The sequence below is a fragment of the Donghicola tyrosinivorans genome (assembly GCF_003003355.1).
Lineage (GTDB): Bacteria > Pseudomonadota > Alphaproteobacteria > Rhodobacterales > Rhodobacteraceae > Donghicola > Donghicola tyrosinivorans.
Window position 1 is genome coordinate 198,984 of sequence record NZ_PVTQ01000007.1, and the last position, 24,603, is coordinate 223,586.

24 protein-coding genes are annotated in these 24,603 nt (G+C 60.9%); 11 read left to right on the forward strand and 13 right to left on the reverse strand.

Annotated elements, in window-relative coordinates; genetic code table 11:
• Positions 1 to 51: 51 nt before the first annotated feature.
• Entirely contained in the window at positions 52 to 1,533 is a 1,482-nt protein-coding gene (locus CLV74_RS12135) for a Y-family DNA polymerase (protein ID WP_106265068.1), read from the reverse strand.
• Between the two features lie 63 nt (positions 1,534 to 1,596).
• Complete coding sequence (locus CLV74_RS12140) at positions 1,597 to 2,460, reverse strand: NAD-dependent epimerase/dehydratase family protein (protein ID WP_106265142.1); 864 nt, start codon at positions 2,458 to 2,460, stop codon at positions 1,597 to 1,599.
• 100 nt (positions 2,461 to 2,560) lie between these two features.
• Here CLV74_RS12140 and CLV74_RS12145 point away from each other — a divergent pair, with 100 nt between their 5' ends.
• On the forward strand, positions 2,561 to 3,466 hold the full coding sequence (locus CLV74_RS12145) for a LysR family transcriptional regulator (protein WP_106265070.1): 906 nt from the start codon (positions 2,561 to 2,563) through the stop codon (positions 3,464 to 3,466).
• Here CLV74_RS12145 and CLV74_RS12150 read toward each other — a convergent pair.
• Both CLV74_RS12150 and CLV74_RS12155 read right to left on the reverse strand, forming a co-directional pair.
• Entirely contained in the window at positions 3,463 to 4,458 is a 996-nt protein-coding gene (locus tag CLV74_RS12150; protein WP_106265072.1) for a type I glyceraldehyde-3-phosphate dehydrogenase, read from the reverse strand. The genes CLV74_RS12145 and CLV74_RS12150 overlap by 4 nt on opposite strands.
• A gap of 160 nt (positions 4,459 to 4,618) precedes the next feature.
• Positions 4,619 to 5,962, reverse strand: coding sequence for a four-carbon acid sugar kinase family protein (locus tag CLV74_RS12155; RefSeq protein WP_245888534.1), 1,344 nt, complete (start codon positions 5,960 to 5,962; stop codon positions 4,619 to 4,621).
• 115 nt (positions 5,963 to 6,077) lie between these two features.
• On the opposite strand from CLV74_RS12155, the gene CLV74_RS12160 reads away from it, so the two are divergent.
• Both CLV74_RS12160 and CLV74_RS12165 read left to right on the forward strand, forming a co-directional pair.
• The gene (locus CLV74_RS12160; protein WP_106265077.1) at positions 6,078 to 6,905 is read left to right on the forward strand and encodes a phosphogluconate dehydrogenase C-terminal domain-containing protein; all 828 of its coding nucleotides are present in this window, start codon (positions 6,078 to 6,080) and stop codon (positions 6,903 to 6,905) included.
• A 79-nt stretch (positions 6,906 to 6,984) separates the two neighbouring features.
• Positions 6,985 to 7,707 (forward strand): NAD(P)-binding domain-containing protein, encoded by a 723-nt coding sequence (locus CLV74_RS12165; protein ID WP_106265080.1) that lies wholly within the window; start codon positions 6,985 to 6,987, stop codon positions 7,705 to 7,707.
• 4 nt (positions 7,708 to 7,711) lie between these two features.
• Here CLV74_RS12165 and CLV74_RS12170 read toward each other — a convergent pair whose 3' ends face one another.
• Positions 7,712 to 8,404: a TetR/AcrR family transcriptional regulator gene (locus tag CLV74_RS12170; protein WP_106265082.1), complete on the reverse strand. Its 693-nt coding sequence runs from the start codon at positions 8,402 to 8,404 to the stop codon at positions 7,712 to 7,714.
• Between the two features lie 177 nt (positions 8,405 to 8,581).
• Here CLV74_RS12170 and dctP point away from each other — a divergent pair, with 177 nt between their 5' ends.
• From dctP to CLV74_RS12195, 5 genes are all read left to right on the forward strand, one after another.
• Positions 8,582 to 9,562: a TRAP transporter substrate-binding protein DctP gene (gene dctP, locus CLV74_RS12175; protein ID WP_106265084.1), complete on the forward strand. Its 981-nt coding sequence runs from the start codon at positions 8,582 to 8,584 to the stop codon at positions 9,560 to 9,562.
• Positions 9,563 to 9,641: 79 nt separating this feature from the next.
• Positions 9,642 to 10,163, forward strand: a complete 522-nt coding sequence (locus CLV74_RS12180; protein ID WP_106265087.1) for a TRAP transporter small permease — start codon at positions 9,642 to 9,644, stop codon at positions 10,161 to 10,163.
• On the forward strand, positions 10,156 to 11,451 hold the full coding sequence (locus CLV74_RS12185; RefSeq protein WP_106265089.1) for a TRAP transporter large permease: 1,296 nt from the start codon (positions 10,156 to 10,158) through the stop codon (positions 11,449 to 11,451). Before CLV74_RS12180 ends, CLV74_RS12185 begins: the two co-directional genes overlap by 8 nt.
• Before the next feature lie 18 nt (positions 11,452 to 11,469).
• A complete protein-coding gene (locus tag CLV74_RS12190) occupies positions 11,470 to 12,405 on the forward strand; it encodes an alpha/beta hydrolase (protein WP_106265091.1) in 936 nt (311 codons plus the stop codon).
• Positions 12,402 to 12,869 carry a DUF3237 domain-containing protein gene (locus CLV74_RS12195; protein WP_106265093.1) on the forward strand — a complete coding sequence of 156 codons (468 nt, stop codon included), beginning with the start codon at positions 12,402 to 12,404 and terminating at the stop codon, positions 12,867 to 12,869. The genes CLV74_RS12190 and CLV74_RS12195 overlap by 4 nt, the downstream gene beginning before the upstream one ends.
• A gap of 72 nt (positions 12,870 to 12,941) precedes the next feature.
• Here the strand turns inward: CLV74_RS12195 and CLV74_RS12200 are convergent, their stop codons facing one another.
• Complete coding sequence (locus CLV74_RS12200; protein ID WP_146134944.1) at positions 12,942 to 15,599, reverse strand: AMP-binding protein; 2,658 nt, start codon at positions 15,597 to 15,599, stop codon at positions 12,942 to 12,944.
• A gap of 506 nt (positions 15,600 to 16,105) precedes the next feature.
• Positions 16,106 to 16,567, reverse strand: coding sequence for an Lrp/AsnC family transcriptional regulator (locus tag CLV74_RS12205; RefSeq protein WP_106265144.1), 462 nt, complete (start codon positions 16,565 to 16,567; stop codon positions 16,106 to 16,108).
• 177 nt (positions 16,568 to 16,744) lie between these two features.
• Between CLV74_RS12205 and CLV74_RS12210 the strand changes: the two genes are divergently transcribed.
• The 3 genes from CLV74_RS12210 to CLV74_RS12220 are packed head-to-tail and all read left to right on the forward strand — an operon-like array spanning position 16,745 to position 19,690.
• Positions 16,745 to 17,791, forward strand: coding sequence for a pyridoxal-phosphate dependent enzyme (locus CLV74_RS12210; RefSeq protein ID WP_106265097.1), 1,047 nt, complete (start codon positions 16,745 to 16,747; stop codon positions 17,789 to 17,791).
• A complete protein-coding gene (locus tag CLV74_RS12215; RefSeq protein ID WP_106265099.1) occupies positions 17,784 to 18,944 on the forward strand; it encodes a M24 family metallopeptidase in 1,161 nt (386 codons plus the stop codon). The genes CLV74_RS12210 and CLV74_RS12215 overlap by 8 nt, the downstream gene beginning before the upstream one ends.
• Positions 18,941 to 19,690 carry a maleate cis-trans isomerase family protein gene (locus CLV74_RS12220; RefSeq protein WP_106265101.1) on the forward strand — a complete coding sequence of 250 codons (750 nt, stop codon included), beginning with the start codon at positions 18,941 to 18,943 and terminating at the stop codon, positions 19,688 to 19,690. Before CLV74_RS12215 ends, CLV74_RS12220 begins: the two co-directional genes overlap by 4 nt.
• A gap of 7 nt (positions 19,691 to 19,697) precedes the next feature.
• Here the strand turns inward: CLV74_RS12220 and CLV74_RS12225 are convergent, their stop codons facing one another.
• From CLV74_RS12225 to CLV74_RS23460, 6 genes are all read right to left on the reverse strand, one after another.
• The gene (locus CLV74_RS12225) at positions 19,698 to 21,029 is read right to left on the reverse strand and encodes an NAD(P)/FAD-dependent oxidoreductase (RefSeq protein WP_106265103.1); all 1,332 of its coding nucleotides are present in this window, start codon (positions 21,027 to 21,029) and stop codon (positions 19,698 to 19,700) included.
• A 231-nt stretch (positions 21,030 to 21,260) separates the two neighbouring features.
• Positions 21,261 to 22,268 (reverse strand): branched-chain amino acid ABC transporter permease, encoded by a 1,008-nt coding sequence (locus tag CLV74_RS12230; protein WP_106265105.1) that lies wholly within the window; start codon positions 22,266 to 22,268, stop codon positions 21,261 to 21,263.
• A 1-nt stretch (position 22,269) separates the two neighbouring features.
• The gene (locus CLV74_RS12235) at positions 22,270 to 23,136 is read right to left on the reverse strand and encodes a branched-chain amino acid ABC transporter permease (RefSeq protein ID WP_106265146.1); all 867 of its coding nucleotides are present in this window, start codon (positions 23,134 to 23,136) and stop codon (positions 22,270 to 22,272) included.
• 4 nt (positions 23,137 to 23,140) lie between these two features.
• On the reverse strand, positions 23,141 to 23,845 hold the full coding sequence (locus CLV74_RS12240) for an ABC transporter ATP-binding protein (RefSeq protein WP_106265107.1): 705 nt from the start codon (positions 23,843 to 23,845) through the stop codon (positions 23,141 to 23,143).
• Positions 23,832 to 24,467 carry an ABC transporter ATP-binding protein gene (locus CLV74_RS12245; RefSeq protein ID WP_245888535.1) on the reverse strand — a complete coding sequence of 212 codons (636 nt, stop codon included), beginning with the start codon at positions 24,465 to 24,467 and terminating at the stop codon, positions 23,832 to 23,834. Before CLV74_RS12245 ends, CLV74_RS12240 begins: the two co-directional genes overlap by 14 nt.
• 35 nt (positions 24,468 to 24,502) lie before the next feature.
• Positions 24,503 to 24,595, reverse strand: coding sequence for an integrase core domain-containing protein (locus CLV74_RS23460; RefSeq protein ID WP_342753508.1), 93 nt, complete (start codon positions 24,593 to 24,595; stop codon positions 24,503 to 24,505).
• Between the last annotated feature and the right edge of the window lie 8 nt (positions 24,596 to 24,603).

Consider the following 24,603-nt stretch of genomic DNA (forward strand, 5'->3'; position numbering starts at 1 on the left):
ATCTTGGCAAAAATACCTCCGCCGGAGGCCGCCGCCCGTCAGGGCGGCCCCTCAGAATTCACCCTGCACATGCCATGCGGGATCCTGAGGCGTGTGAAACATCCACAAACGGCGCCCGCCCGTGGTCTCGACCCGCCAGTAATCCCGCAGGCCCGACCGCCACAAAGGGTCATCCAGCCACCACTCGGGCGCGATCCGCTCGGGGCCTTCGATACGGGCCACCTGCATCTCCATCCGCCGCCAGCGAAACCGGCGCGGCACGTTGCGCCCGCGCCCTGCGCTCACCGGCTCGGGCGGGAACATCAGCACCGGACGAGGCCGGACCGGCAGCGGCCAATCCCGCGCAGGGGCCGACCATGCCGCCGCCGCCACGCTGAAAGAGCGCTCTGGAATATGGCTCTCGGCTGGCAGCCAGCGATGGATACTCTCCAAGCCCATCCGCCCCCCGAGCCGCGTCATCAGATCGGCCAAAGCCCCTTCACGATCCTGCGCCGCAGGCGCGCCCGAAGCGCTGACCTGCTCGGGCGGCAAAGCCTCTAGCACCGTGGCCTCGATCCGCATCTGGTCAATACCGAAACCTGCATCTACCTCATCCACGCCCCGCGCGAACAAGGGCGCCATATCCTCAGGCGATCGCATGGGACGGGCCAGCCGCAACTCGACGCTCGCGTCCTGCTGATCCACACGCCGCAGGGTCAGGCATAGGGTCCGCGCCCCTTGACCCGCCTCGGCCAGTTGCGGACAGAGTTGCCCCAGCAGATGGCGCACCCCTTCCATCACATCCTCAGTCCGGCCAATGGGTTCTGCCAAGGTTAGCTGCGCCACAGGGCGTTCGCGCACAGCCACAGGCGTGATCGCCTCGGACTGCACCCCAAGCACCTGATCCAGCCGCACCAAAGGCCCCTGCCCAAAGCGCCGCCCCACGGTCGCCCGTGGTAGGGCAGCAAGATCGGCGATCTTGCGCACGCCCAAACGGGCCAACCCCTCGACCACATCGGTCTCAAGCCGCAGTGCCGCCACCGGCAAAGGCCACAGCCGTGCCCGCACTTGGCCCTCTGCCGCAATCCCCTCATCGTAGCGCGCCAAGGCCCAAGCGGCCCCACGGGTATCCGCCAGCCCCAACCGGACCGAGAACCCCGCCCGCATCAGGCGCGCGCGCATGTCCGCCATCAGCGCCTCTTCCCCGCCCATCAGGTGGGCCGAGCCGCTAATATCCAGAACCAGACCATCCGCGCCCTCAAGCCCGACCCAAGGACAATAGCGCCCCGCCCAACGGGCCAGCATCCGCAGAAACCGCCCATCAGCCTGCACATCGGCAGGGGCGGTTAACAGATCGGGGCACATGGCGCGGGCATCGGCCAGTCCCATGCCCGCCCGCAGCCCCTCTTGCTGCGCGGCGTGATTGACGCAACTCAGCTGTTCAGAGCCCTTCACTCGGGCCACAACCGCGAACGGTCCCGCCACCGAACGGCGGCGCAAAATACGCTGACTGGCCAGTCGCGGCAGCCAGACGGAGAGAATCCGACGCCCCATAGCGCACCTCAAATGTTCTATATTTGTTCTAATTTAGCCCGTCAGAATTCCAGAGTCGAGTCTCTACCCGCGCGGCACCCCTGCCACCATGACCTTCGCCAAATCCGTATGCCGGAAATCAGGAAGTAAATTCAGCAGCTTGTCGTGGTTCAAGCTATGGGGAACAGACCACAAATAACGCATCTCACGCAGTTCCCGCGCCAGTTCCCAGAACGGGGCCAAAAGGCGCATCTGCCACCAGCCGAACTGCTTGACCCGCACGGATCGCCCCAGATGTTTCGCCAACGCCGCAGCCAGATCATTCATGGTGAAATTCGCTCCACCAAGGTTCACATCTGTGAACGCAGCAAGGGTTTTCCGGCGCTCGGCCAACTGACAGGCCGCCTCGGCCCAGTCCGGCAGATAGGCATAGGCGTGCATGGCATCGGGATCTCCCAAAGCGGTCACCACGCCGCGTTTCAGCCCCTTCAGATGCACCACCCCCATCAGGTCCGAATCGCCCGCCTCGGCCGAGATGAAATCCCCCGCCCGCAGAATGATCGTCTGCACTCCAGAGGCACGATACATCCGCTCGATCTCTTCGCGGATACGGCCCTTGCGGCTGCATGGTTGATGCGGAGTGTCCTCGGTCCACAACCCCGGCGTATTCCCGTAGACATAGACATTGCCGGGCAGGATCACCGTCGCGCCGCTGGCCCGCGCCGCCGTAATCACATCGCGGGTGATCTGGGGCAGGATTCCAGCCCAATCATGGTAGTTCGGCGGGTTCAGACCGTTGACGATCACATCGACACCCTGCGCCTGCCGCACCATATCCCCCGCCGCGCGGTCATACATGCGCACACGCCAGCCACGATCCCAAAAGACCTGAGCCGCCGCCCGCCCGATCTTTCCCGAAGCACCAAGCAATAAGACCGTTCCCGTCATCATACCTCTCCGCAAATCACTGCCTGAGATGGCTCCAACCTCACCCATTCATATCGACAAAGAAATTGCCTGAAATCGACGGCCTGCTATTCATATTTGAATGGATAAGCGGCTGACAGATCTGGATTGGACCCTACTCAGGGTCTTTGTTGCAGTGGCCGAGAGCGGCTCGCTCTCGGCGGCAGCGCGGCGTCTGGGGTCATCGCAACCCACCATCGGACGGCATATCCACACGCTTGAGGGCGATCTGGGGCTGGAACTGTTCCACCGACATGCCAAGGGGCTGACGCTGACCCGCAGCGGCCTGCGCCTACTGCCCCACGCGCGCGACATGTCACAGGCCGCTGCCCGCCTGTCCCTTGCCGCCGCCGAAGAGGACGAAGGTCTTAGCGGCACCGTCCGCATCACCGCCTCGGTCGCTCTGTCCCACCTAGTGCTACCGAAAGTGGCCGCAAAGCTGCGGCAAGAGGCGCCAAGGCTGAAACTGGACATTGTCCCTTCGGACAACACCGAGAACCTTCTGTTTCGTGAGGCTGACATCGCCATCCGCATGTACCGCCCCGAGCAACTGGATATGACCACCCGTCACTTGGGTGACATCGCCATGGGAGCCTTTGCCACCCGCACCTATCTGGACCGCATGGGACGTCCCGAAACTCTGGCCGATCTGCTGACCCACGATCTGATCGGCTATGACAAAAGTGATCTGATCATCAGAGGCATGGAAATGTCCGGTATCCCCGTGACCCGAGACAGCTTTGCCCTGCGCACGGACAACCAATCGGTCTACTGGGAAATGGTCCGCGCAGGCTGCGGCATCGGCTTTGGTCAAGTGGCCCAAACCATCAACGATCATACGCTTGAACGCGTCCTGCCCGCACTGCCTGTTCCCGGCCTGCCGGTCTGGCTGACTGCGCCAACGGCGCTACGACACACACCGCGCCTGACCAAAGTCTGGGACGCGCTGGAACAGGCGTTGAACACCTATATCAAGACAACGCCTTAAGCTGGCATCAAACCATGCATCCGCCGGACCATATCCAGCATTCGCGCGGAAAATCCCCATTCGTTGTCGTACCAGCCAAAGAGGCGCACCTGTTTGTCCTGCAACACGCGGGTCTCTGGCAGGGCCAGCACCAAAGACTCAGGCCGCGCCCGCATATCGGTCGATACACAGGCATCTGTGGTCACACCCAGCCAAGGGGCCTCTTTCAGCAGGTCACGCAATGCCGCCTCCAGATCGCCTGCGGGAAAGTCCCGCAACTGGATCACCGCATCAATCGCCGAGACCGAGATCGACGGCACCCGCACCGCCGCCACCGTCAACCGTCCGTTCAGATCGGGCAGCACATGGGCAATCTGCCCCTCGGCGCTGGTCGAGGTCGGCACCATCGACACCGCCGCCGCGCGGCTACGCTCAAAACTGGCGCGGGGCATGTCTACCGTGGGCTGGCTGCCCGTGTAGCAATGGACGGTGCTCACGTGGGCCCGCTCAATCCCCCACGCGGCATCCACCAGCCGCAACAAGGGCGCAATCGCATTCGTGGTGCACGAGGCGTTCGAGACAATCGGCGCATCGGTCAGCTGATCATCGTTGGCCCCGATCACAATCGTCTGGTCCGCCGCCTTTGAGGGGCCAGAGACCAGAACCGCCTTGGCCCCTGCCCGCAGGCCAGCCTCGGCATGGGGACGGGCGCCGCCAAGGCCGGTACATTCCAGCAGAACGTCCACGCCGCTCAGGTCCAGTTCCGCCAGATCGCGCACATGGGTCAGGGGAATGCGCTGCTCTCCGATGATCAGCGCGCCATCACGATGGGCCACCTCACGGGGGAACGACCCGTAAACGCTGTCATATTTCAGCAGATAGGCACAGATATCCGCCGCCGCGATATCGTTGATATGCACCAAACAGATGTCACCATTCGCGCGCCCCAGCAAAAGCTGGCGCAGCAGCGTGCGTCCGATGCGGCCAAACCCGTTGATTGCGACCTTCACCATCTGTCCCTCACATCCTGTCCGGCCCAAGGGCCGAATCCGTCTTCCCCTCGCTTCTCGCATCATTTGAGGTCACGCGAAATTGGCGAGTGGTCCGATCAGGGACATACTCTGTGATAATTCCTATTCAATACAAATATGTTAGCGCCAACAAGGCGCGGGATCAACGCGGGCCGCCGCCGTCGCGGATCCAGCCGAAAAAGTCCATGCTGCCCATCTGACCACCCTTCAGAGCAATCTGCAAACCATCGTGCGGACCTTCTCCATAGCCCACACACAACGAGGCACCGGGGATCGTTGGTGCCAAGGCTTGCAGCGCCTTCAGCCCCAGAACGCGCATCCCGTGGCCCGAGGTATCCCCGCCCGAGATCACCGCCCGCCGGATCGCGCTGCCTTTCAGGATGCCGTCCAACACATGGCCCAAAGCGATGCCGATCTGCTTATTCGCGGCTTCCATCCCTACGCCCGACGCGGCAACCGCCGCCCGCACGTCCGCAACCGCAGGATCATCCGGCCCTGTGGCCGAACAAACCAGCGGACTGCGCCCTGCCGCAACTGCGGCCAAAGCCGCCTGAGTGGCCGCTTGGGTCGCCGCATCTGCACCGTCGCCGATCACCTGCACCGCGTCCAAACGGATCACCGCAAAGCCGTTCGCCTCGGCCCACGCAATCTGCTGCGCCGTACTGGGCGAGACCGAGCCGGAAACCACTGCGATCTGATCCACCTTGCCAGCTGAGCGGGGCGCGGGCGCGGAGGGGATCTCCCCTTCGGCTTGCCAATGGCGCACCAAGGCGAACTCTACCCCTTGTGAGCCAATGACAAAGGGCATCGCAGCGCGGTTTTCCCAAATCAAACGGCCTGCCGCCTGTTCGGACGTTGCCTCCATCGCATCAACGGAGATCAGTCGCGCGCCTGCCTGCAAATGGGCCTGCAAAGGGGCGTCGAATCCGCTCCACAACGCCTCAAGGTCAATCAGTGCCGAGGGCAGATCGGTCTGGCGAGCAATGTGGCGCAGCAGGTCGGATTCATCCATCGGCGTCACAGGATGGCGCGACATCACCGGATGACGATCCAGCCGATGCACCCCGTCAAAGCCCCCCGCGTAAAGATGGCCGAACGCCTGATAGCGGCGCATCTGCGGCGCAGCGGTCAGCATCGCGGCGGCCTGCGCCTGCGTGACCCGCAAACCGATCTCTGCGGCCTTGCCGATGTTGCCGACCTCTGGCGCGGAATCGAAGGTGGAACAGACTTTGTAATGCAGAAGCGGCGCACCCAGTTTCTGAAGGAAAGCAAAGGCTTGCGGCAGATGCGCCTCCATCCAGTCCGGCCCCTCGGTCCGCGCGGTCGAGGCAATGCCCACCGCCTGTGCCCCCTTAAACCGCGCCAGCAACGCTTCATCGGGCGTATCCGCAAAGAGGACAGTTTCCAGCCCTGCAAAAGCCAGAACCTCCATCACGGCAGCCGCGCCGGTAAAGTCGTCTCCGAACCACGAAATCAGAGGTGCCACAGAGGATATCCTTTCCAAAGAACCAGCGCCGATTGACATTTGACACCGGATATTATCTGATCATACCAGTTATGCAAGACGCCCCATCTCAGGGGTTCTGGAGGAGAGATCAGCAATGACAAACGTGGCAGTTTTTGGCGCGGGTGGCAAAATGGGTGTGCGGTGTTCGCTGAACCTGGCCAAAACAGATTTCAATGTCGCGCACGTTGAGGTCAGCGACGTGGGCCGCGCCCGCCTGAAAGAGGCAGTAGGCGTTGACTGCGTGGATGCCGATACCGCCATCGCGAACGCCGATGTGGTGCTGCTGGCAGTTCCTGACACGGCAATCGGCGTTGTTGCCAAGGGCATCGTCAACAAACTGAACCCAGGCACTATGGTTGTCATTCTGGATGCAGCCGCCCCCTTTGCGGGCCACCTGCCCGAGCGTGCGGACATCACCTATTTCGTGACGCACCCCTGCCACCCGATGATCTACCACAACGAGGAAACCGAGGCCGCTCGTCTGGACCGTTTCGGCGGCGTTGCCCATCCGCAGGGCGTAGTAAATGCGCTGATGCAAGGCCCCGAAGAGCATTATGATCTGGGCGACCAGATCGCAAAAGCCATCTACGCACCTGTCCGCAAAACCTACCGCGTGACCGTCGAGCAGATGGCCTATCTTGAGCCGGGCCTGTCGGAGACTGTCTGCGCCTCTTTGCTGGTGGTGATGAAACAGGCGATGGACGAAGTCGTCAAAACCGGGGTTTCCGAAGAATGCGCGCGTGACTTCCTGCTGGGTCACATGAACATCCTTGGCGCGGTGATCTTCAATGTGCAGGAAGGTGTCTTCTCGGACGCATGCAACAAGGCGATCGAGTTCGGCATCCCCGCCCTGATGCGCGACGACTGGAAAAGCGTGTTTGAACGGGACGAGATCATGGCTTCGATCCGTCGGATCACCTGATTTCTGCGCGGGGCGATTTCACCATCGCCCCGCCGCACAGGCTGTTCTAGGGTCCGTCTGACATGACAGGAGACAGCCTATGAAAATCGGCGTTATCGGCCTTGGCACCATCGCAACAGCTGTGGTCCGCGGGATTGCTCAGGACGGGCACCAGATCACCGTGTCCAAGCGCAGCGCACAGCATGCAACAGCTCTAACAGCGGCCTACGACTGCGTAACAGTCGCGGAGAACCAGCAGGTGCTGGACCAGAGCGATGTGATCTTTCTAGGCCTCATGGCAGGTGCCGCGCCAGATATCCTGAATAGCCTGAAATTTCGAAGCGGCCAGCGCGTGATCTCATTCATGGCTGATGTCAGCTTGGCCGAGGTCGCAGTCATGGTCGCCCCTGCAACCGCCAGTGCGATCATGATGCCCTTCCCCGGAATTGCGACCGGCGGCACGCCGATCATGATGCTGGGGGATGCGGCGCTGGTGGGCAGCATTTTCGGAGCCCGCAATACTCTGTACCCGCTGCGCGATGATGCTGAATTGCAGGCCTATATCTGCGCCCAAGCGGTCCTGTCCCCCGTCGCCCAAATGGTCAGTGGTGTGGCAAACTGGGCAGCAGAAAAAGGGGCAGATCGTGCGCAATCCGAGGCGTTCTTGCGCCAATTGATTGCCTCAAGCCTTGCAGCCTCCGACAGCGACAGCTTGGTCCAGGCCCTCAGCACACCGGGCGGCTATAACCTGCGCCTACGCGAACACATGCAGGTGTCAGGCCTAGAAGAGGCCCTGAAGCGCGGGCTGGATGATCTGGCCTGAAGGCTTATTCGCTTATGTCGGTTTTGGCCGCGTAACGGCAGGCCACGTCGCCCACTAGGCGCTGGCGAAAGGCGATCTCATCGGGTGCGCCAAGGTCCATATCCAGCGAAATTCCCGTCGAGATCCGGTTTGAAACCGCGTGAAAGGCAACCCCGATCACGGCGAAATACAGATCCAATATGCGGAAATCGTCGCGCATTGATCCTTCGGCTATGCCCGCCTTGCAGATCTCTTCCAGCCGCGACAGGTTCCCCGCCGAGCGCTGCCGCACCCCTTCGGAATTACGCATGGTCGCGCCCTTGTTCAGATTCTCGGCCATGATCAACCGGACGAAATCCTCATTCGCGTGGAACTTCTGAAAGGCGTCCTCCGCATAGGCCCGCAGCGCCCCCATCGCCGTGGGCGAGGTCTGCTTGGTCCCGATTTTCTGCGCCCCGACCCGTTCATAGGCAGCCTCAAGCACGGCGGTGTATAGCCCCTGCTTTGAGCCGAAATGATAGTAGATCATCCGCTTTGACGTGGCAGTCGCGGCGGCGATCTCGTTGATGCTGGAGCCTTCAAAGCCATGGGCAACAAAGGCTTTTGTCGCCTCTTCAAGAATATTGCCGCGCGTTTCTTCGGCCAATGCCGCGCCGTCCTGATCAGCAGCCCGCCGCCGGCGGCCCGAACGGGGTCGGGTTTTATCCTGTGTCGTCAAGCTACTGGTCCTCCTGCCCCTCTTTTCGCCCGCCCCTTTGCGCAAAGCAACGAGAAACCATCTTTACAGAAATGAACCACATGGTACATAAAAACCAGCGCGCTGGAATCTGTGCCCGACGTTGAGGAGCGTCACAGCATAAAGCGCATCGCTCAGATAAATTCTTGGGAGGAATTCATGACGATTAAGACCACTTTACTGGCGTGCGTTGCCGCCTGCGCCGTAGCCCTGCCCGCACTGGCCGCCGACAAGGTCGAACTGATCTATTCGGACACCGTTTCGGAAAACGACATCCGCACCACGACCCTGCGTGAGGCTTTTGGCGCCTGCCTCGGGGATGAGTTCGAATTCAAGTCCTACCACGGCGCGACCCTGTTCAAGCAGGGCACCGAGATGACCGCCATGCAGCGCGGCAACTTGGACATGGCGAACCTGGCGATCTTTGATTTTTACAACCAGATCCCCTCGACCGCGATCTTGGGCACGCCCTTCCTGTTCCGCGACTATGACCACATGCGTGCGGTCTATAACTCGGACGTGCTGGACGGCATGCTGGCCGAGATCGAAGAGAAGGCAAAGGTCAAGATCCTGTCCTTCCCCTACATCGGCGCCCGCCATCTGGGCTATGTGGGCGACAATCGCATCATGACCCCCGCCGATCTGGAAGGTGTCAAACTGCGCATGCCCCCCGGTGAAGGCTGGCAGTTCGTCGGCACCGCCATGGGCGCATCGCCAGTGCCCGTCCCCTTCACCGAGGTCTACACCGCCCTGCAAACCGGCGCGATTGACGGTCAGGACAACGGCTTTCCCGCAGTGCGCAGCATGAAGTTCGACGAGGTGATCAATCACATCGGCAAAACCGCCCACCTGATCGCCGCGAACGAATTCACCATCTCCATGTCCAAGTGGAATTCGATGACCGAGGCACAGCAGGCCAAGGTTCAGGAGTGCGCCGACAATTTTGAGGCCGCGCTGGACAAGGTAACGCTGGATCAGGAAGCCACGCTTGAGGCGGACATGGTTGCCAACGGTCTGGACGTCTATACCCCCGACAACGCCGCTTTCCAAAGCCACGTGATCGAGGTTTACCAGAACTCGGATTACTCGAAAGACTGGCCCGCAGGCATGATCGACGCGATCATCGCCATCGGCCAATAAGGCCCGCACACGCTGCAAACCGGCAGGGATAGTTTGCTATCCCTGCCGATCCTTCGCGCCTTTCAGGACCGGATAAGCTATGGAACCTGTCACTACGCTCTGGCAGCGGCTTGCCGCGTTGCCTCGTCACATCAGCGCGCTGCTTCTGGGCAGCATGTTCGCTGTTTTCATCCTGCAAATTGTCTTCCGCTATTTCCTGAACCTGCCCGTCGGCTGGACTGTGGAATGGGTGACCATCGCGTGGGTCTGGGGCATCCTGTTCAGTTTTGCCTTCGTGGTCCGCCAAGGGGACATGATCCGTCTGGACATCGTCTACAGCGCCGTGCCGCGCGCCGTGCGCCGCGCCTTTGACATATTCACCGGCCTGACCTGCGCCACGATCTTCATCTACACACTGCCCGCCGCATGGGGCTATGTGACCTTCATGGAGATCGAGCGCACCGCCTACCTGCGCTGGCCCTTCGATCTGGTGTTCGGCATCTACATCCCTTTCCACATCTCGGTCATCATCCGGATGCTGCTGACCGCATGGGGCGGCATCATGGGATCGCGCACCCGCGATGAGGTAGACCTGCATCCGGAGACCCATGATTATGACTGATCCGTTTCTGCTTTCCATGGCGCTGATCGTCTTTCTGTCGATCGCCGGTCTCTCGGTAGGCCTTGCCATGATGTGCGGCTCTTTCCTGTATCTGATCATGAAAGGCTATGACCCCTCCATTGCGTCCGAGCAGCTGCTGCAGGGCCTTTACAACGGCTATACCCTGCTTGCGATCCCGCTATTTATTCTGGCCGCCGACATCATGAACATCGGCAGTCTTGCGGATCGTCTGCTGCGGTTCTGCCAAGCGCTGGTGGGACGCTTTCGCGGCGGGCTTGGCCATGTAAACGTGGTCTCTTCGGTGATCTTTTCCGGCATGTCAGGCTCGGCTGTGGCCGACGCAGTGGGCATGGGCAAAATCATCATCGGCCTGATGACCCGTGACGGGAAATACACCGCCAGCTATGCCGCCGCGATCACCGCAGCCACGGCCACCATCGGCCCGATCATCCCGCCGTCTATTCCTATGGTGCTGTATGCGCTGGTATCTGACCAGTCAGTGGGCTTCCTCTTTGCGGCGGGCCTTGCCCCCGGCCTTTTGATGGCACTGGTGATGGCCGTGATGAACTACATCATCGCACGCAAACGCGGCTTTCCCACGGACGAGGCCGTCCCCATGTCCGAATTGCCGCGTATCACCATGCAGGCTTTTCCGGCACTGATGCTGCCGGTGATCCTTCTGGGCGGCATCTACAGCGGCATCGTCACCCCGACCGAGGCCGCAGCCGTCGCTGCCGCCTATGCGCTGACGATCTCGGTGATCCTCTACCGCTCGGTCAGCTTCCGCGCGTTCTGGGAGACACTGTCGTCCGGCGCCCGATCTGCTGGTTCCATCGGTGTGCTAATCGCAGGCTCGATCACCTTCAACTATGTGATCACCCGCGAGGATGTGCCGAACGCACTGGCCACATGGCTTGGCAGCATGGACCTTGGCCCGACCGGCTTTCTGGTCATGGTCAACATCCTGATCCTGTTGTTGGGCTGTGTGCTGGAAGGGGGCGCGATCCTGCTGATCGTGGTCCCGATCCTGATCCCCGCCGTGCAAGCGATGGGCATCGATCTAATCCATTTCGGCGTCATCGCCGTGGTGAACTCGATGCTGGGACTGATCACGCCGCCCTATGGCCTGCTGCTGTTCATCACCGCGAACATCACCAAACAGCCCCTTGGCGCCATTGTCCGTGACATCTGGCCCTTCATTCTGGCGCTGCTGTTTGCTCTGGGGATCATCACCTTTATCCCCGATTTCGTCCTCTTTCTACCGCGCCTGCTTGGCTACCAAGGCTGATCGCCAAGGAGACCCCAAATGATCAATCCCGAAATTAACACCTTCCTTGAGGTCTGGAACAGCGCGTGGAGCGCTCTGCCGAAAGGTGCGCCGATCACCGACCGCCGTTTGCTGTTCGAATACATCGCAGACCGGATGCGCCTGCCGCACCCCGACAGCGTTCAGGTCGCCACCCGCTTTGTCCACTCTGAAGGGCGCAACGTTCTGTGCCGGATCGACCGCCACAACAGCGGCGGTGTGCAGCCGTGCCTGATCTACATGCATGGCGGCGCGTGGATGCAGGGCAGCCCGATGACCCACGCGGACATCACCAGCCGCATCGCCGAGGCCAATGGCCAGACCGTGATCAGCGTGGACTATGCCCTAGCGCCCGAACATCCCTTTCCCAAGGCCGTGCATGAGGTGATCGACGTCGCCCGCTGGGTGCGCGAAAACGCGGCCGATCTTGGCATCGATCCGGCCCGCATCGCCATCGGCGGTGACAGCGCAGGGGCCAACCTTGCCGCCGCCGCCTGCCTTGAGTTGCGCGGCACTGATGCTGCCCCGATGGCGCAGTTGCTAGTCTATCCGTGCGTTCACTTCGAAATGTCCCTGCCCTCTTACCAAGAGAACGCAGACGGCCCGCTGATCCGCACCAAGGACATGCACGGCACCAACCTTATGTACTGCGGCAGCGAACAGAACCTGACCCATCCGCTGGCCGCGCCTTTGCACGCGGACAATCACGCGGACCTGCCCCAAGCCTTCATCGCCGCGGCGCAATATGACCCCCTGCGGGACGACAGTTACGCCTATGCGGACAAACTGCGGGCGGCGGGCGTTCCGGTGGAGCTGGACGCCGGCGAAGGCCTGATCCACGGCTACCTGCGCGCAATGGAATACTGCAGCGACTCCCGCGCCAAACTGGATGCCATGAGCGCTTGGCTGAAATCCTGCTACGCGGCCGTCGCATGAGCCTGCCAACCCTGCCCGCGCCGGAATATGTCTTTTCGATCGACGTGGATATCACCCCGCCTCTGACCAACGGCGCAGGCATCAACGGAGAGCGAAAGCATATCCCGATCACCGGCGGTACGGTCGCGGGTCCGCGCCTGAACGGAGTGGTTCTGGCGGGTGGTTACGACTGGCTTTGGCAGCGCCCCGACGGTGTGGCCGAGATCAACGCCCATTATTCGCTGAAAGCCGAAGATGGGGCGCTGATCTACATCCGCAATCTGGGCCTGAGGGTGGCCTCGGACACGGCGCGGGCGGCGTTGCAGGCTAGTCAGCCGGTGGATCCGGCGGACTATTATTTCCGCGCGGCACCGGTCTTTGATGCCCCCGATGGGGCCCATCAATGGCTGCGCGAAAGCCTGTTCGTCTCACGCGTGACGCCCAAGACCTTGGGCGTTGTGGTGGATGTCTTCCGCGTTCAGTAACGGGCAGCCATTTCCACCAAAACAACAACAGGGCAGAGAGGCCCTGTTTTGCGTTTCCCAGATATTAGTACCTTACGCCGTGCCTTCGCTTTCCTGCCGCAACCTGCCGGATGACCGCTGCAAGCGCGCGCGCAGACGCGGCTCGAACCTCTCGAAAAAGCGCTTGGCGGCGGCAGCTACAGCGAATGACAGGATGATCGAGACGATAACCCGTGGCACATCAGGCAGAGGGATTAGACCGTAATCGCTGACCACGAAAATCACGATGATATGCAGCAGATAGACGAACATGGTCAGCCCTGCCAATTGCTGTAGTCCCCGCGACAGACGGGCAGGCATCGGGATTTGCACCCGCATGGCCACCATCACCGCTGCGCTGCACATCAACACAATCACCATCGGTTTGGTGTCCAGCGCCACGAACAGCAGCGCCGTCACCGCTGTCAGCGCAAGCCCAGGCAGAATACCGCGCTTGGACGGATCACTTAGCAGCCAGCCCGCAAAGAACAGCGGCAGGTTTTCATAAAGACCACGAATACCCAGACGCGGGACCGGCCATTGACCGATCGAGCCTTGATAGGCCCCTGCCCCGATCCCCAGCGAAAACAGTCCTAGCATCAGCACTGAAAGCCCGATGGGCATCCCCAGCGGATACCGCGCCAAGGCCCCTCTAGCGGCGGGAACCACCGCGATCAGCACCAGCACCAAAACCACCTGCACGTAGAAACTGACAAACCAGTAGGCCGTCAGCAGGTTCGAGTGGTCCTGCAACATATAGTTGCTGACCAGCATGATATCTTCGGGCATGGGCGTGCCCCGTAGCACCGCATAGACCAGCACCAACGCCAGATAGAGCGGCAGAAAGGGATAGAGCATCGGCCAGCCCACCTTCAACGGTTGCCCGTCCAGAATGGCCTGTTTGCGGAACCGGCCCGCCGAATAACCCATGAGCAGGATCAGAACCCACGTGCCGCCAGACACATCAAATGACGATGTGTGCTGGATGATCACAAAGCAGATCGCCAAAAGGCGCAAAGGCACGTCAATCGTCAGTGCGCGCCAGCCTTGGCGCCCCCCTTCTTGCGGCTCTAGCGCCTCAAGTTGGGACAGCTTCATATGCTCCCACCCGTCGGGGACGATGCCCAACCGCTCTTCCAGCGCCAATTGCACTTGCAGGTAGCTCAGGGAATCCCCGCCAAGCGAAACAAAGCTGTCGTTGGGGCCAACAGAGGTCTGGCGTGTGGCCTGTCCCAGAACCGTGGCCAGATCGGCACCGGTCGGGGTGGCGTCGGCTTCTTCTTCCAGGGCCGCCTCAGCCAATTTGGTCAGGGCCTTTCGGTCCGGCTTGCCCGACGGCAGCAGGGGCAGTTTGTCCAGTGGATGCGTATGAATGACACTCAACGGCAAATCGTATTCATCCGCGATCAGGGTCTGCGCCGCCGCGCCCTGCGCTGGGTCGTGATGCAGGATCACAAGGCGGTCGTTCACCTCGACCGCCTCGGCGGGAATGGCGTGATGGCCAAGCATCGCCTCGATCTGGTCAAGGCTCAGGCGCTTGCCGAACAGCTTCACAAAGCGCTTGATCCGCCCGACAATACGGAACAGCCCGTCTGGCGTACGCTCGGCGATATCGCCGGTGCGCAAATCAGTCACCTCGCATCCAAGGGCCAGTTCCGCCCGTTGGGTCGCGTAGCCCATCATGACGTTCGGCCCTTCAAAGACCATCTCACCGCGGGTGTTCGCAGTCATGACTTCCTGTCCAAACGGGCCGGAAATCCAAAGGCGGCCGCCCGGGATCGCCTGACCGATGGTGTCCGCCGCCTCGGGCAGTGCCTCAGGCGGGACAAAGGCCACACGGCCTGCGGCCTCGGTCTGGCCGTACATCATGTACAGCTCCCAGCCCTGCCTCCGCGACGCATCGGTAAAGCGTTTGGCCGTCGCGGGCTCAAGCCGCGCACCGGATTGGGTGACATAGCGCAAGGTGGGGCATTGCTGGGGGACTTTGTCCAGAAAGCCAGAATGTTCCAAGAGATAGAACTGATGCGGCACCAGTGCCACGCTGGTGCAGTCGTGTGTGCGGAACATCTGCCAAAAGTCAGCATCCACAACCGACATCCCGTTCAGCACCAAGGTACCGCCCGCCGCCAGATAGGAGGTCAGCACCGAAAGCCCGTACACAAAGTGCAAGGGCAGCGCGATCATCGCCCGATCCTGCGGCGTGATATCCAGTATCTGAACGATGGCTTCGGCGTTGGTCGCGATATTCTCCGCAGAAAGACGCACCAGCTTGGGGTCGCCAGTACTGCCCGATGTGGAGAGCAACGCCTTCAGGTCCGGATGCGCCGCCGGAAACGCCTCGGTCGGCGCGCTCACGGTCATCGTGTATTCAGCGTCCGGATCGTCGCGGCGCATCACCAATTCGGGCTGGTAGGTCTGTACCAAGCGTGAGGTGGGCGCTGCCTTGCCGACCTCGACCACAACGACGGGAATATCGGCGCGCAAAGCACCCAGATAGGCCGCAATCGCATCAACCGAGACTTCGATCTCGACCATCGCAAGGCCGGACCGTCCGCCCAAAGCCGCCTGCATCCGCGCGCCCCACGCGTCCGCTAGTTCGGCAAGCTTTCCATAAGATATTACAGTGCCATGCTGATCGATCAGAGCCGGATGACTGTCACGCGCGTGCTGCCCCCCGAGACACGGCGGTTGCAAGGTCCAGAAATTGACCATGTGAACCTCGAAATCGGTCACCCTGAAAGTTACGGGTGTGCTTTAAAATACAACATCATCCTAAGGTTGTAGTTTCCGCCGATCAACCTCTTTCTATGTGGATAGGTTGATTTAAGCCGACAGCCGCAACTCGAAAGATTCAATAATTAATTTGACCTAAATTTCCGATCAATTTACCGAAGTAATATCAGTATCTATTTGAAAATTCACTGTTTCCAAAACTGCTAATTCAGCCCGCAAAAAGTCAGAAATTATAACATTTCTTCGAAGACGCGCCATTTAAAGCAGCCTTCAACCTGCGAGTTTTGCAAAGCTCCGGATATGTAAGTTTTTAATAATGTTCGCCACACATCGCCTCGTTTTGTGCGCTAACATCACAACGGCCATCCATACGCCACGCTCGGCGCGAGACAAAGGGCGTGTTTTCAACAGATCAGCTAACGTCTTGAGACTGGCAAACCACCGCGCGAATGAAACAAGACAAGCGACACGATATAAAGACGTGATCAGACAAGCGTGACAGGCACGGAAAAGCCAACCTTGACGCGATCCATCACCGCGCTGGTCCGGAATCGGACAACGTTATCTTCCTCAAAGAAATACCGGCGACTAAAGGCGTCATAATCGGCCATATCGCGGACCGACAGGATCAGCACGAAATCCGAATTGCCGGTGACGTAGTAGCACTGCATTACCTCTGGGGCCTCGGACATGCGCTGTTTGAACCGGTCCAGATCGACCTTACGTTCGTTCTGGAGCGATACCTCGACGATCAGCATCAAACCGCGCCCGACCTTTTCGGGACGCACAATGGCGATCTCCGCCTCGATCACGCCAGAGGCGCGCAGCTTTGCCAACCGCTTGCGGCAAGCATCAGCAGAAAGACCCACGGTTTCCGAAAGCGCCTCGGCGGTGAGGCGAGCGTTCTGCTGGACCGCCTCCAGAATCTTTGCGTCGAATGCATCCATATAGTGACGATGCGCCGAAAATCCGCCCTTGACCAGCATCGACATGCACCTTCAGCCGAAAATCCGCATCTGTTTGGCCCATTTCACGGATTTTCGGCCAAAACGGGTGGAAGAAATCCGAGAAACCATGATGCGCTTCCGCATAGGCTGAAGGCACACAGCAAGGAGGAGTATGGTATGTCGGACAGTCTGGAAAATCCCTTTCGCGGTACGGGCCTTGCGCCCGAAGCATTGATGCCTATCGCCGATGCCTCAGCCGTTAAGCAACTGCTGAGCATGTGTCCTGCCTATGCCCCTACCCCTCTGCGCAGCGCCGATGCTCTGGCCAAAGAGGCAGGGGTTGCACAGCTTTGGGTCAAGGATGAACGGGGACGGATGGGTCTTGGCAGCTTTAAGGCGTTGGGGGCCGCACATGCTATTGCCCGCGATGCGGCGGCGGCTGTGCAAGGGGATGATTGGCAAAACGCCTTGAAGGGAAAGACCTACGTGACCGCCAGCGCAGGCAACCACGGCCTTTCTGTCGCCGCTGGTGCGCAGGTCTTCGGGGCGACGGCGGTCATTTACCTGTCGCACACGGTTCCCGATGCCTTTGTCGGACGGCTTGAGGCGAAGGGCGCGACTGTTGTCCGCGAAGGCGACGACTATGAGGCCAGCATGGCCGCCGCCCTCAAGGCCGCCGATGACAACGATTGGCTCTTGCTCTCGGACAGCTCTTGGCCCGGATATACCGAACCGCCCCTGCGCGTGATGGAGGGGTATCTGCAAATGGCCGCCGAGGCCGCCGAACAAATCGACACACCTCCTTCACACATTTTGCTACAGGCCGGTGTCGGCGGCTTGGCCGCTGCCGTGGCCGCCCATTCACGTTTAGTCTGGGGCGATGCGCCCCGCATCATCGTGGTAGAGCCCGCCTACGCGCCCGCCCTGATCGAGAGCATCCGTTCGGGCTGTCTGACCGACACTACGGGGCCTGTGTCCTGCATGGGGCGGCTGGACTGCAAAACTCCGTCGATGATCGCTTTGAACGGCCTGTCGCGGGACGCAGACCAGTTTATCACCATCTCGGAAGAGGACGCACAGGCGGGGATCGCACGTTTGGCCGCCCATGATCTGGCCACAACGCCTTCGGGGGGCGCGGCGCTGGCGGCAATGTTGACGGGCCTTGATCTGCCAAAAGACGCCCGCGTTCTGACGTTCCTCAGCGAAGGCCCAGAAGATGCCTGAGACCTCATTGATCTTCCCGGCAAAGGAATATCGCGGCCGCGTGGCACGCGTCCAAGCCGCGATGGCCGCCACAGAGGCTGAGGCGCTGCTGCTGACCATGCCCGAGGATATCTTTTACATCACCGGCTTTCTCACCCGTTTTTGGGAAAGTCCGGCCCGCCCGTGGTTCGTCATTGTGCCAGCAACAGGCGATCCGGTGGCAGTTATTCCGGCGATCGGCGTAGATCTGATGTCCCGCACATGGATCACGCATATCCGCAGCTGGCCCGCCCCTGACCCCCGCGATGACGGGGTCTCGCTATTAGCTGGGACTTTGTGTGATCTGGTGCCGGAAAACGGAACGATTGCGACTCCGATGGGGGCCGAGACCCACCTGCACGCGCCTCTTGGCCACTATGACGCGGTCAAACGCCATCTGGGACAGCGGCGGATCATCGACGGCACGCATCTGATCCAGAGCGTGCGGGAAATCAAATCTGAGGCCGAGATCGCCAAAATCCGCGAGACCTGCGGGATCGCTGACCGCGCCTACGCCCGCGTGCCGGAATTCGCCCGCGAAGGCGCGCCGCTGGATCAGGTCTTTCGGAACTTCCAGATCGCTTTGCTGCAAGAGGGCGCCGATTGGGTCAGCTATGTGGCTGGCGGTGCAGGACAAGGGGGCTACACGGATGTGATCTCTCCTGCCGCGGCGCAGCCCTTACAGGCAGGCGACATCCTGATGCTGGACACCGGCGCGGTGAAAGACGGCTATTTCTGCGACTTTGACCGGAATTTTGCGATTGGCACACCGACCGATGCCGTGCGCCGCGCGCAAGAGGCGTTGTGGCAAGCGACCCAATCGGTGCTGCAGACCTTACGCCCAGGGCATGTGGCCTGCGATGTTCATCGGATGCTGGACGACGCGCTACGCGCGAGCGGCGCAACGACCGGTGGCGGACGCTTGGGACATGGACTGGGGATTGCCTTGACCGAATGGCCCTCGTTCACGCCGCTGGACACCACGCTGCTGCGGGCAGGTATGGTCCTGACGTTGGAGCCCGGCGTCGATCTGGGACAGGGCCGCATCCTTGTGCACGAAGAGAACATCGTCCTGCGCGAAGACGGCCCAGAGCTGCTATCCACCCGCGCACCGCAAGAAATGGTGATCCTATGAACCCCTATTTCCCCTATACGCTGGACACCGCACAGACGCCGACCTTTGGCCTGATCGTTCTGTCGGTGGATGAAACGCTTGAGGATGACTTTCGCCGCCTGATCCCCCAACATACCGCGCGACTGCATATCACGCGCATCCCGTCAGGGGCCGAACTGACACCCGAGACCATCGCCCAAATGGCCAATGATCTGCCCGCTGCCGCAGCACTTTTACCGAAAGAGGCGCGGTTTGACGCCATCGCCTATGCCTGCACCTCTGGCACGGCCCTGATCGGCGCGGACCGTGTTACCGAATTGATCAAGGCCAATGCGACAGCCGCCGCGGTCACCACACCTTTGACCGCCGCCCTTTCCGCGATCCATCATCTGGGGCTGAAACGGGTCGGGATCGTCTCGCCCTATATCACCTCGGTCGCCGCACCGATCCGCGCTGCGTTCGAGGCCACAGGTATCGAGGTTCCTGCAACTCTTTCCTTCGGTGAAGAGGTCGAGGCACGCGTCGCCCGCATCTCGGGCCAGTCGATCATCGAGGCAGCAACAGAACTGACACAGCGGGCGGAGGTGGACGGGATATTCCTATCCTGCACCAACCTGCGCACCCTAGGCGTGATCGACGCGCTAGAGGCGAAACTTGGGGTGCCGGTGCTAAGTTCGAACCAGTGCCTTGCTTGGCATATGGCGCGGCTATCAGGGCTAGAGGGCAAACTGACCACTGTCGGGCGCATACTGTCGCAGACCCGTTAATCAGCCCCTAGAACCCGTCATCAGGCGCAACTTGTGAGCCATCGGTAAAGCGCCCAAAGCGGTAAGGGTGCGGGTCAACGCAAGGTGTCTTGCCCAAGACGATCTGCGCCATCAATCTGCCCGCCGCCGGTCCGATCCCGAAGCCATGACCGGAAAAGCCTGTTGCGATGTGAAATCCGGGCAATGCGTCCACGGCCGAGATCACCGGAACCGCATCGGGCGTCACATCGATCATCCCAGCCCAGCTTTGCGCAATTTTGGCTTTGGCAAAGATCGGAAAGGCTTTGGCCGCAGCCGCAAGGGTCTTTTTCATCACCCGCTCTGACGGCTGCGGGTCCAGAACGCGGGTCTCTTCGAAGGGGGTTACATCCGCGCCGGTCCAGCGGCGGCGTGTGCTGGCTTCGGTCATGAAGCGCCCGCCAAGGCGAAAGCGCAGATCGCGCCAGTCGTGCATCAGGGCAGGCAGAAAGGCCATCGCAAGCCGGAAGCTATCCGGCACAATATCAACCACGTTGATCGAGCCATTGGCGACCGTATAGCCCCCATCCGCGCGCTTGCGGAACGCAAAGTCATCGCTCCAGTAGGCGGCCTCGGGGCCACCGTCCAAGGGATCGGTCCGCATGACGGTGTTCAGGACCTTAAGTTGCGGCAGAGCGATGCCTGCATTCCCGCTGAACAGACGCGACCACGCCCCGCCCGCCAGAACCACCGCATCACATGCAATCGCACCCTTTTCCGTCACCACGCCAGACACCTTACCCGCCGAGGTCTCGACCGTACGCACAGCGCATCGGGTCAGGATGGACGCGCCGCGATCCCGCGCGGCCTCAGCAATAGCTGGCGCGGCCCATTGGGGTTCGGCGCGGCCATCGGCGGATGTAAACAGCCCGCCCTTCACACCCTCATCACAACCGGGCATCACATCGGCAAAGGCACGGCCTGTCAGGACTTTGCTTTCAATCTGGAAAGGGCGCGCGTGTTCGGCCCATTTTTCATTGTTGCTCAGGTCTTTATCGCTGTGACAGGCGAACATGATACCGGCTTTGCGATAGCCGACTTCGCGGCCAGTGCGTTCATTGAGGTCCGGCCAGATACGCAGGGCCTCGGCCATCAGGGGAATTTCACGGGGATCACGGCGCGAAATCCGCACCCAGCCCCAATTGCGCGAACTTTGTTCATGGGCGATCTCGCCCTTCTCACACAAAGCCACCTTCAGGCCCGCCTCGGCAAGTTCAAGCGCGGTCGAGCAACCAATGATCCCGCCGCCGATCACCACCACGTCAACGCGGGTCGGCAGATCGGGATCGCTGTGAACGGGGATGACACGGGGACCAGGCATTAGCGGCTCCTGCAACTGCGCCGAAGATGGGCGGAGAAAACGGTACTTTGCCCAAAGCGTTGTCCCAAATAACAGGATGGCTCAACAAAAATATGCCTATACCCGAGTTCCGACGCCCTCCCATAAGCCCGGGCGCGTAAATTCTGACGCAGCTTGATGTTCATCGCACCCTTAGCCCTTAGGCCAACAAAGCGCCGCGCCCGACCGTGACCGGAACGGGAGCGTGCCGTTTCAATCCAGATGCCGTGAGGTTGGCAGGATCACCAGGCCAAGCCGGTCTTTCAGCCAGCCATAAAGCCCGCGCTTGTCGATCAGCATGACCGCTATCGCACTTGCCCCCATCAGCATCAGATACCACGCACCCCAATCAGAAGCGATTTCCCGCAGGGCGAAAAAGACGATCACTCCAAGGATTGGCCCCTCAATCGTACCGATCCCGCCGATAACGACGATAAAGATCACAAACGCTGTCCAGTCGTTCAGGCTAAAGGCCGCATCCGGCGTGATCCGCAGCTTTTGCAGAAAGAAAAAGCTGCCCGCCAAAGCGGTGAAGGCCGCAGTCACGATGTAGATCAGAACCTTGACCCGCTGGGTGTTGACGCCAAGGGTCTCGACCGCCAGTTCGCTATCGCGGATCGCTGCCAAGGCCAGACCCCAGCGCGACCGCAGCAACAGCCAGACAAACAGCACTGACGATATCCCGATGGCGAAGGACGTGTAATACATTGTCATTTCCATCACCTGACGGCGGCCCATTGCCCGAACGACCTGAGCGGGCAATGAGATACCCGAGCCACCGCCCAGCGCCGCGATCTGAGCCGCCAACAGGCGAAACACCTCGGCGATGACCCATGTGCCTATTGCGAAATAGGCTCCGTTCAGGCGAAAGGCGATCCCTGCCGTCGGCACGGCAATTAGCCCCGTCAGCAATGCTGCAAGACCCATGGCAGGAAGCACAGGAATGCCCGCAAAGACCGTCAGCGCAAAGAAGAGATAGCCCCCGAGGCCCACAAAAGCCTGCTGCCCGACCGAGACCAACCCCGTGTAGCCCGCCAGAAGGTTCCACATCTGGGCAAGGGCCAGATAAGCAAAAACCTCCATCAAAAGACGCAGGTCGGCGCGGCCTGCCCACCAAGGGGCAGCGGCCAGCACCAGCACGGCGACAGCCAGACAAGCGGTAGGCAGAAAGCGGATAACCAAGGGCGCGGATGTCACGATGTCCAGATCACGTGTTGCCATGTCACTTCACCACTTTCGGCATCAATCCGGTGGGCCGGATGATAAGGATCAGAAGAAAGGCCAGATGCCCCGCAAGGATCTGATAGCCCGCATCAATTTGGGCCCCGATGGATTGGGCCACCCCAAGTATGACGCCCTCCAGCAGCGTGCCCCAAAGGTTCCCCAGCCCGCCGATAATGACGGCCTCGAAGGCGAACAGCAGACGTGCAGGTCCGGCAGCGGGATCAAAGTTGGTCTTCATGGCCAACCAAATCCCAGCGACCCCCACCACGACCGAGGCCAGCGCAGTGGCGACCGCGAAAGTATGCGCACGATTGCCGCCCATCAGGGGCAGTATCTCTGGGTCATCAGAGGTTGCCCGCAGCATCCGCCCCATTGCCGTGTGGTAGAACACCCACTGCAGCGCCGCGATGACACCGACCGCCGTCAGGAACATCAGCAGAGGCAACAAGCCGATGGCCAGTTCTTGCCCCAGCGGGATCGAGGAGGTCTCGAACCAGCCGGTAGCCAGCTTCTGGCTGTCGGCAGAAAAACCCTCCAGCAGCGCGTTCTGGATAATGATCGACATGCCAAAGGTGACCAGCACCGGAGGCAGAATGTCTTTTCCCAAGACGCGGTTCAGCAGCAGGTTCTGGTTCAGATAGCCGCCAGCAGCCATCAGGACAATCACCAGAAAAACCCCCAACGCGGGCGGCAGGCCCAATCCCACGATGAAGAACAGGATTGCATACGCCCCGACCACGATGAAATCTCCGTGGGCGATATTGATAAAACGCATCACACCGAACATCAGGCTTAGACCCGCCGCGAACAGTGCATAGAGGCCGCCCAGCAGCACGCCTTGCACCAAAGCATTCACCCAAATCATCAAGCTACACCCCCATTCCGAAATAAGCATGCGCGATCTGTTCGCGCGTCAGGCTGTGCGGTGTTCCGGTCAGGGTCACGCGGCCTTCCATAAAACAGTAAATCCGGTCGGCCACGGCCATGGCCTGACCGACATCCTGTTCCACCACAATGATCGAGGTTCCACGGGCACGGATGTGCGGCACGGCCGGGTAGATGTCCTTGATGATCTTGGGCGCCAGCCCGAGGCTGATTTCGTCGCAGAGCAGCAGCTTGGGGTTGGACATCAACGCCCGCCCGATCGCCACCATCTGCTGTTGCCCCCCAGACAGGGCCGTACCCGGATTGTGCCGCTTTGCGACAAGATCAGGGAACAGCGTATAGACGGCCTCCAACGTCCACGGGCCGGACAGCTTGCCCGCGGCGCCGATCATCAGGTTCTCTTCCACCGTCAGCGAGCGGAACAGACGCCGTCCTTCGGGAACCATCGCCAGACCTGCCTTATGGATCGCGTCCCCCGCCAGACCTGCAATGGGCTGGCCGTCAAAGGTGATCGTCTGGCCTTTGGACGGGTGCAGACCCGTCAGGGTGCGCAAAAAGGTGGACTTGCCCGCCCCGTTGGCCCCGATGACGGCAACGGTCTCGCCCTCGTCCATCGTGAAATCGACACCGAACAAGGCCTGAAAGTCCCCGTAGTGCGCCGTGAGGTTTTGTGTCTCAAGCAACGTCATCGACAGAAATTCCCATGTAGATTTCCTGAACCAGCGGATCGGCCATCACCTGTTTCGGTGGGCCAGAGGCGACGATTTTGCCGAAATCGATCACCATGATCCTGTCCACCACCGCCAGCAGGGCGTGAATGATATGCTCAATCCAGATCAAAGTGACACCACTGGCGTGAATGTCCTTGATGGTGGCAACCAACTGGTGGCATTCGGCCTCGGTCAGGCCACCGGCGATTTCATCCAGCAACAGCAGTTCTGGCCCCGTGGCCAGCGCCCGCGCCAATTCAAGTCGCTTGCGTTCCAGCAGCGTCAGGGACGAGGCCAGCCGGTTCGCTTTCGGCAACAGACCCGTGCGCGCCAGAATATCCCGACAGGCCGCTTTGCTGTCCTTAAATCCCGCATTGCCAAAGGATGCCGCCGTCAGCAGGTTCTCATAAACGGTCATCCCAACGAAAGGGTGCGGGATCTGGAATGATCGCGCGATCCCAGCGTGACAGCGGTGCGCCGCACGGGTTGCGGTGATGTCGTGCCCCTTGAAGGTGATCGTACCGGACGAGGGCGTCAGCGCCCCGCCGATTAGATTGAACAGCGTCGATTTGCCAGCACCGTTCGGTCCGATGATCCCCAAGGCCTGCCTGTAATGACCCAGCGTTTTCTGCTCAGTTAGGCCGTTAGTCTGAATGCCTCGGCAGGCGTGCGCATGGCAAGGGCCTGATGAGGACGACGGTTATTGTAAAAACTGATCCAGTCGCCGATGACGCGTG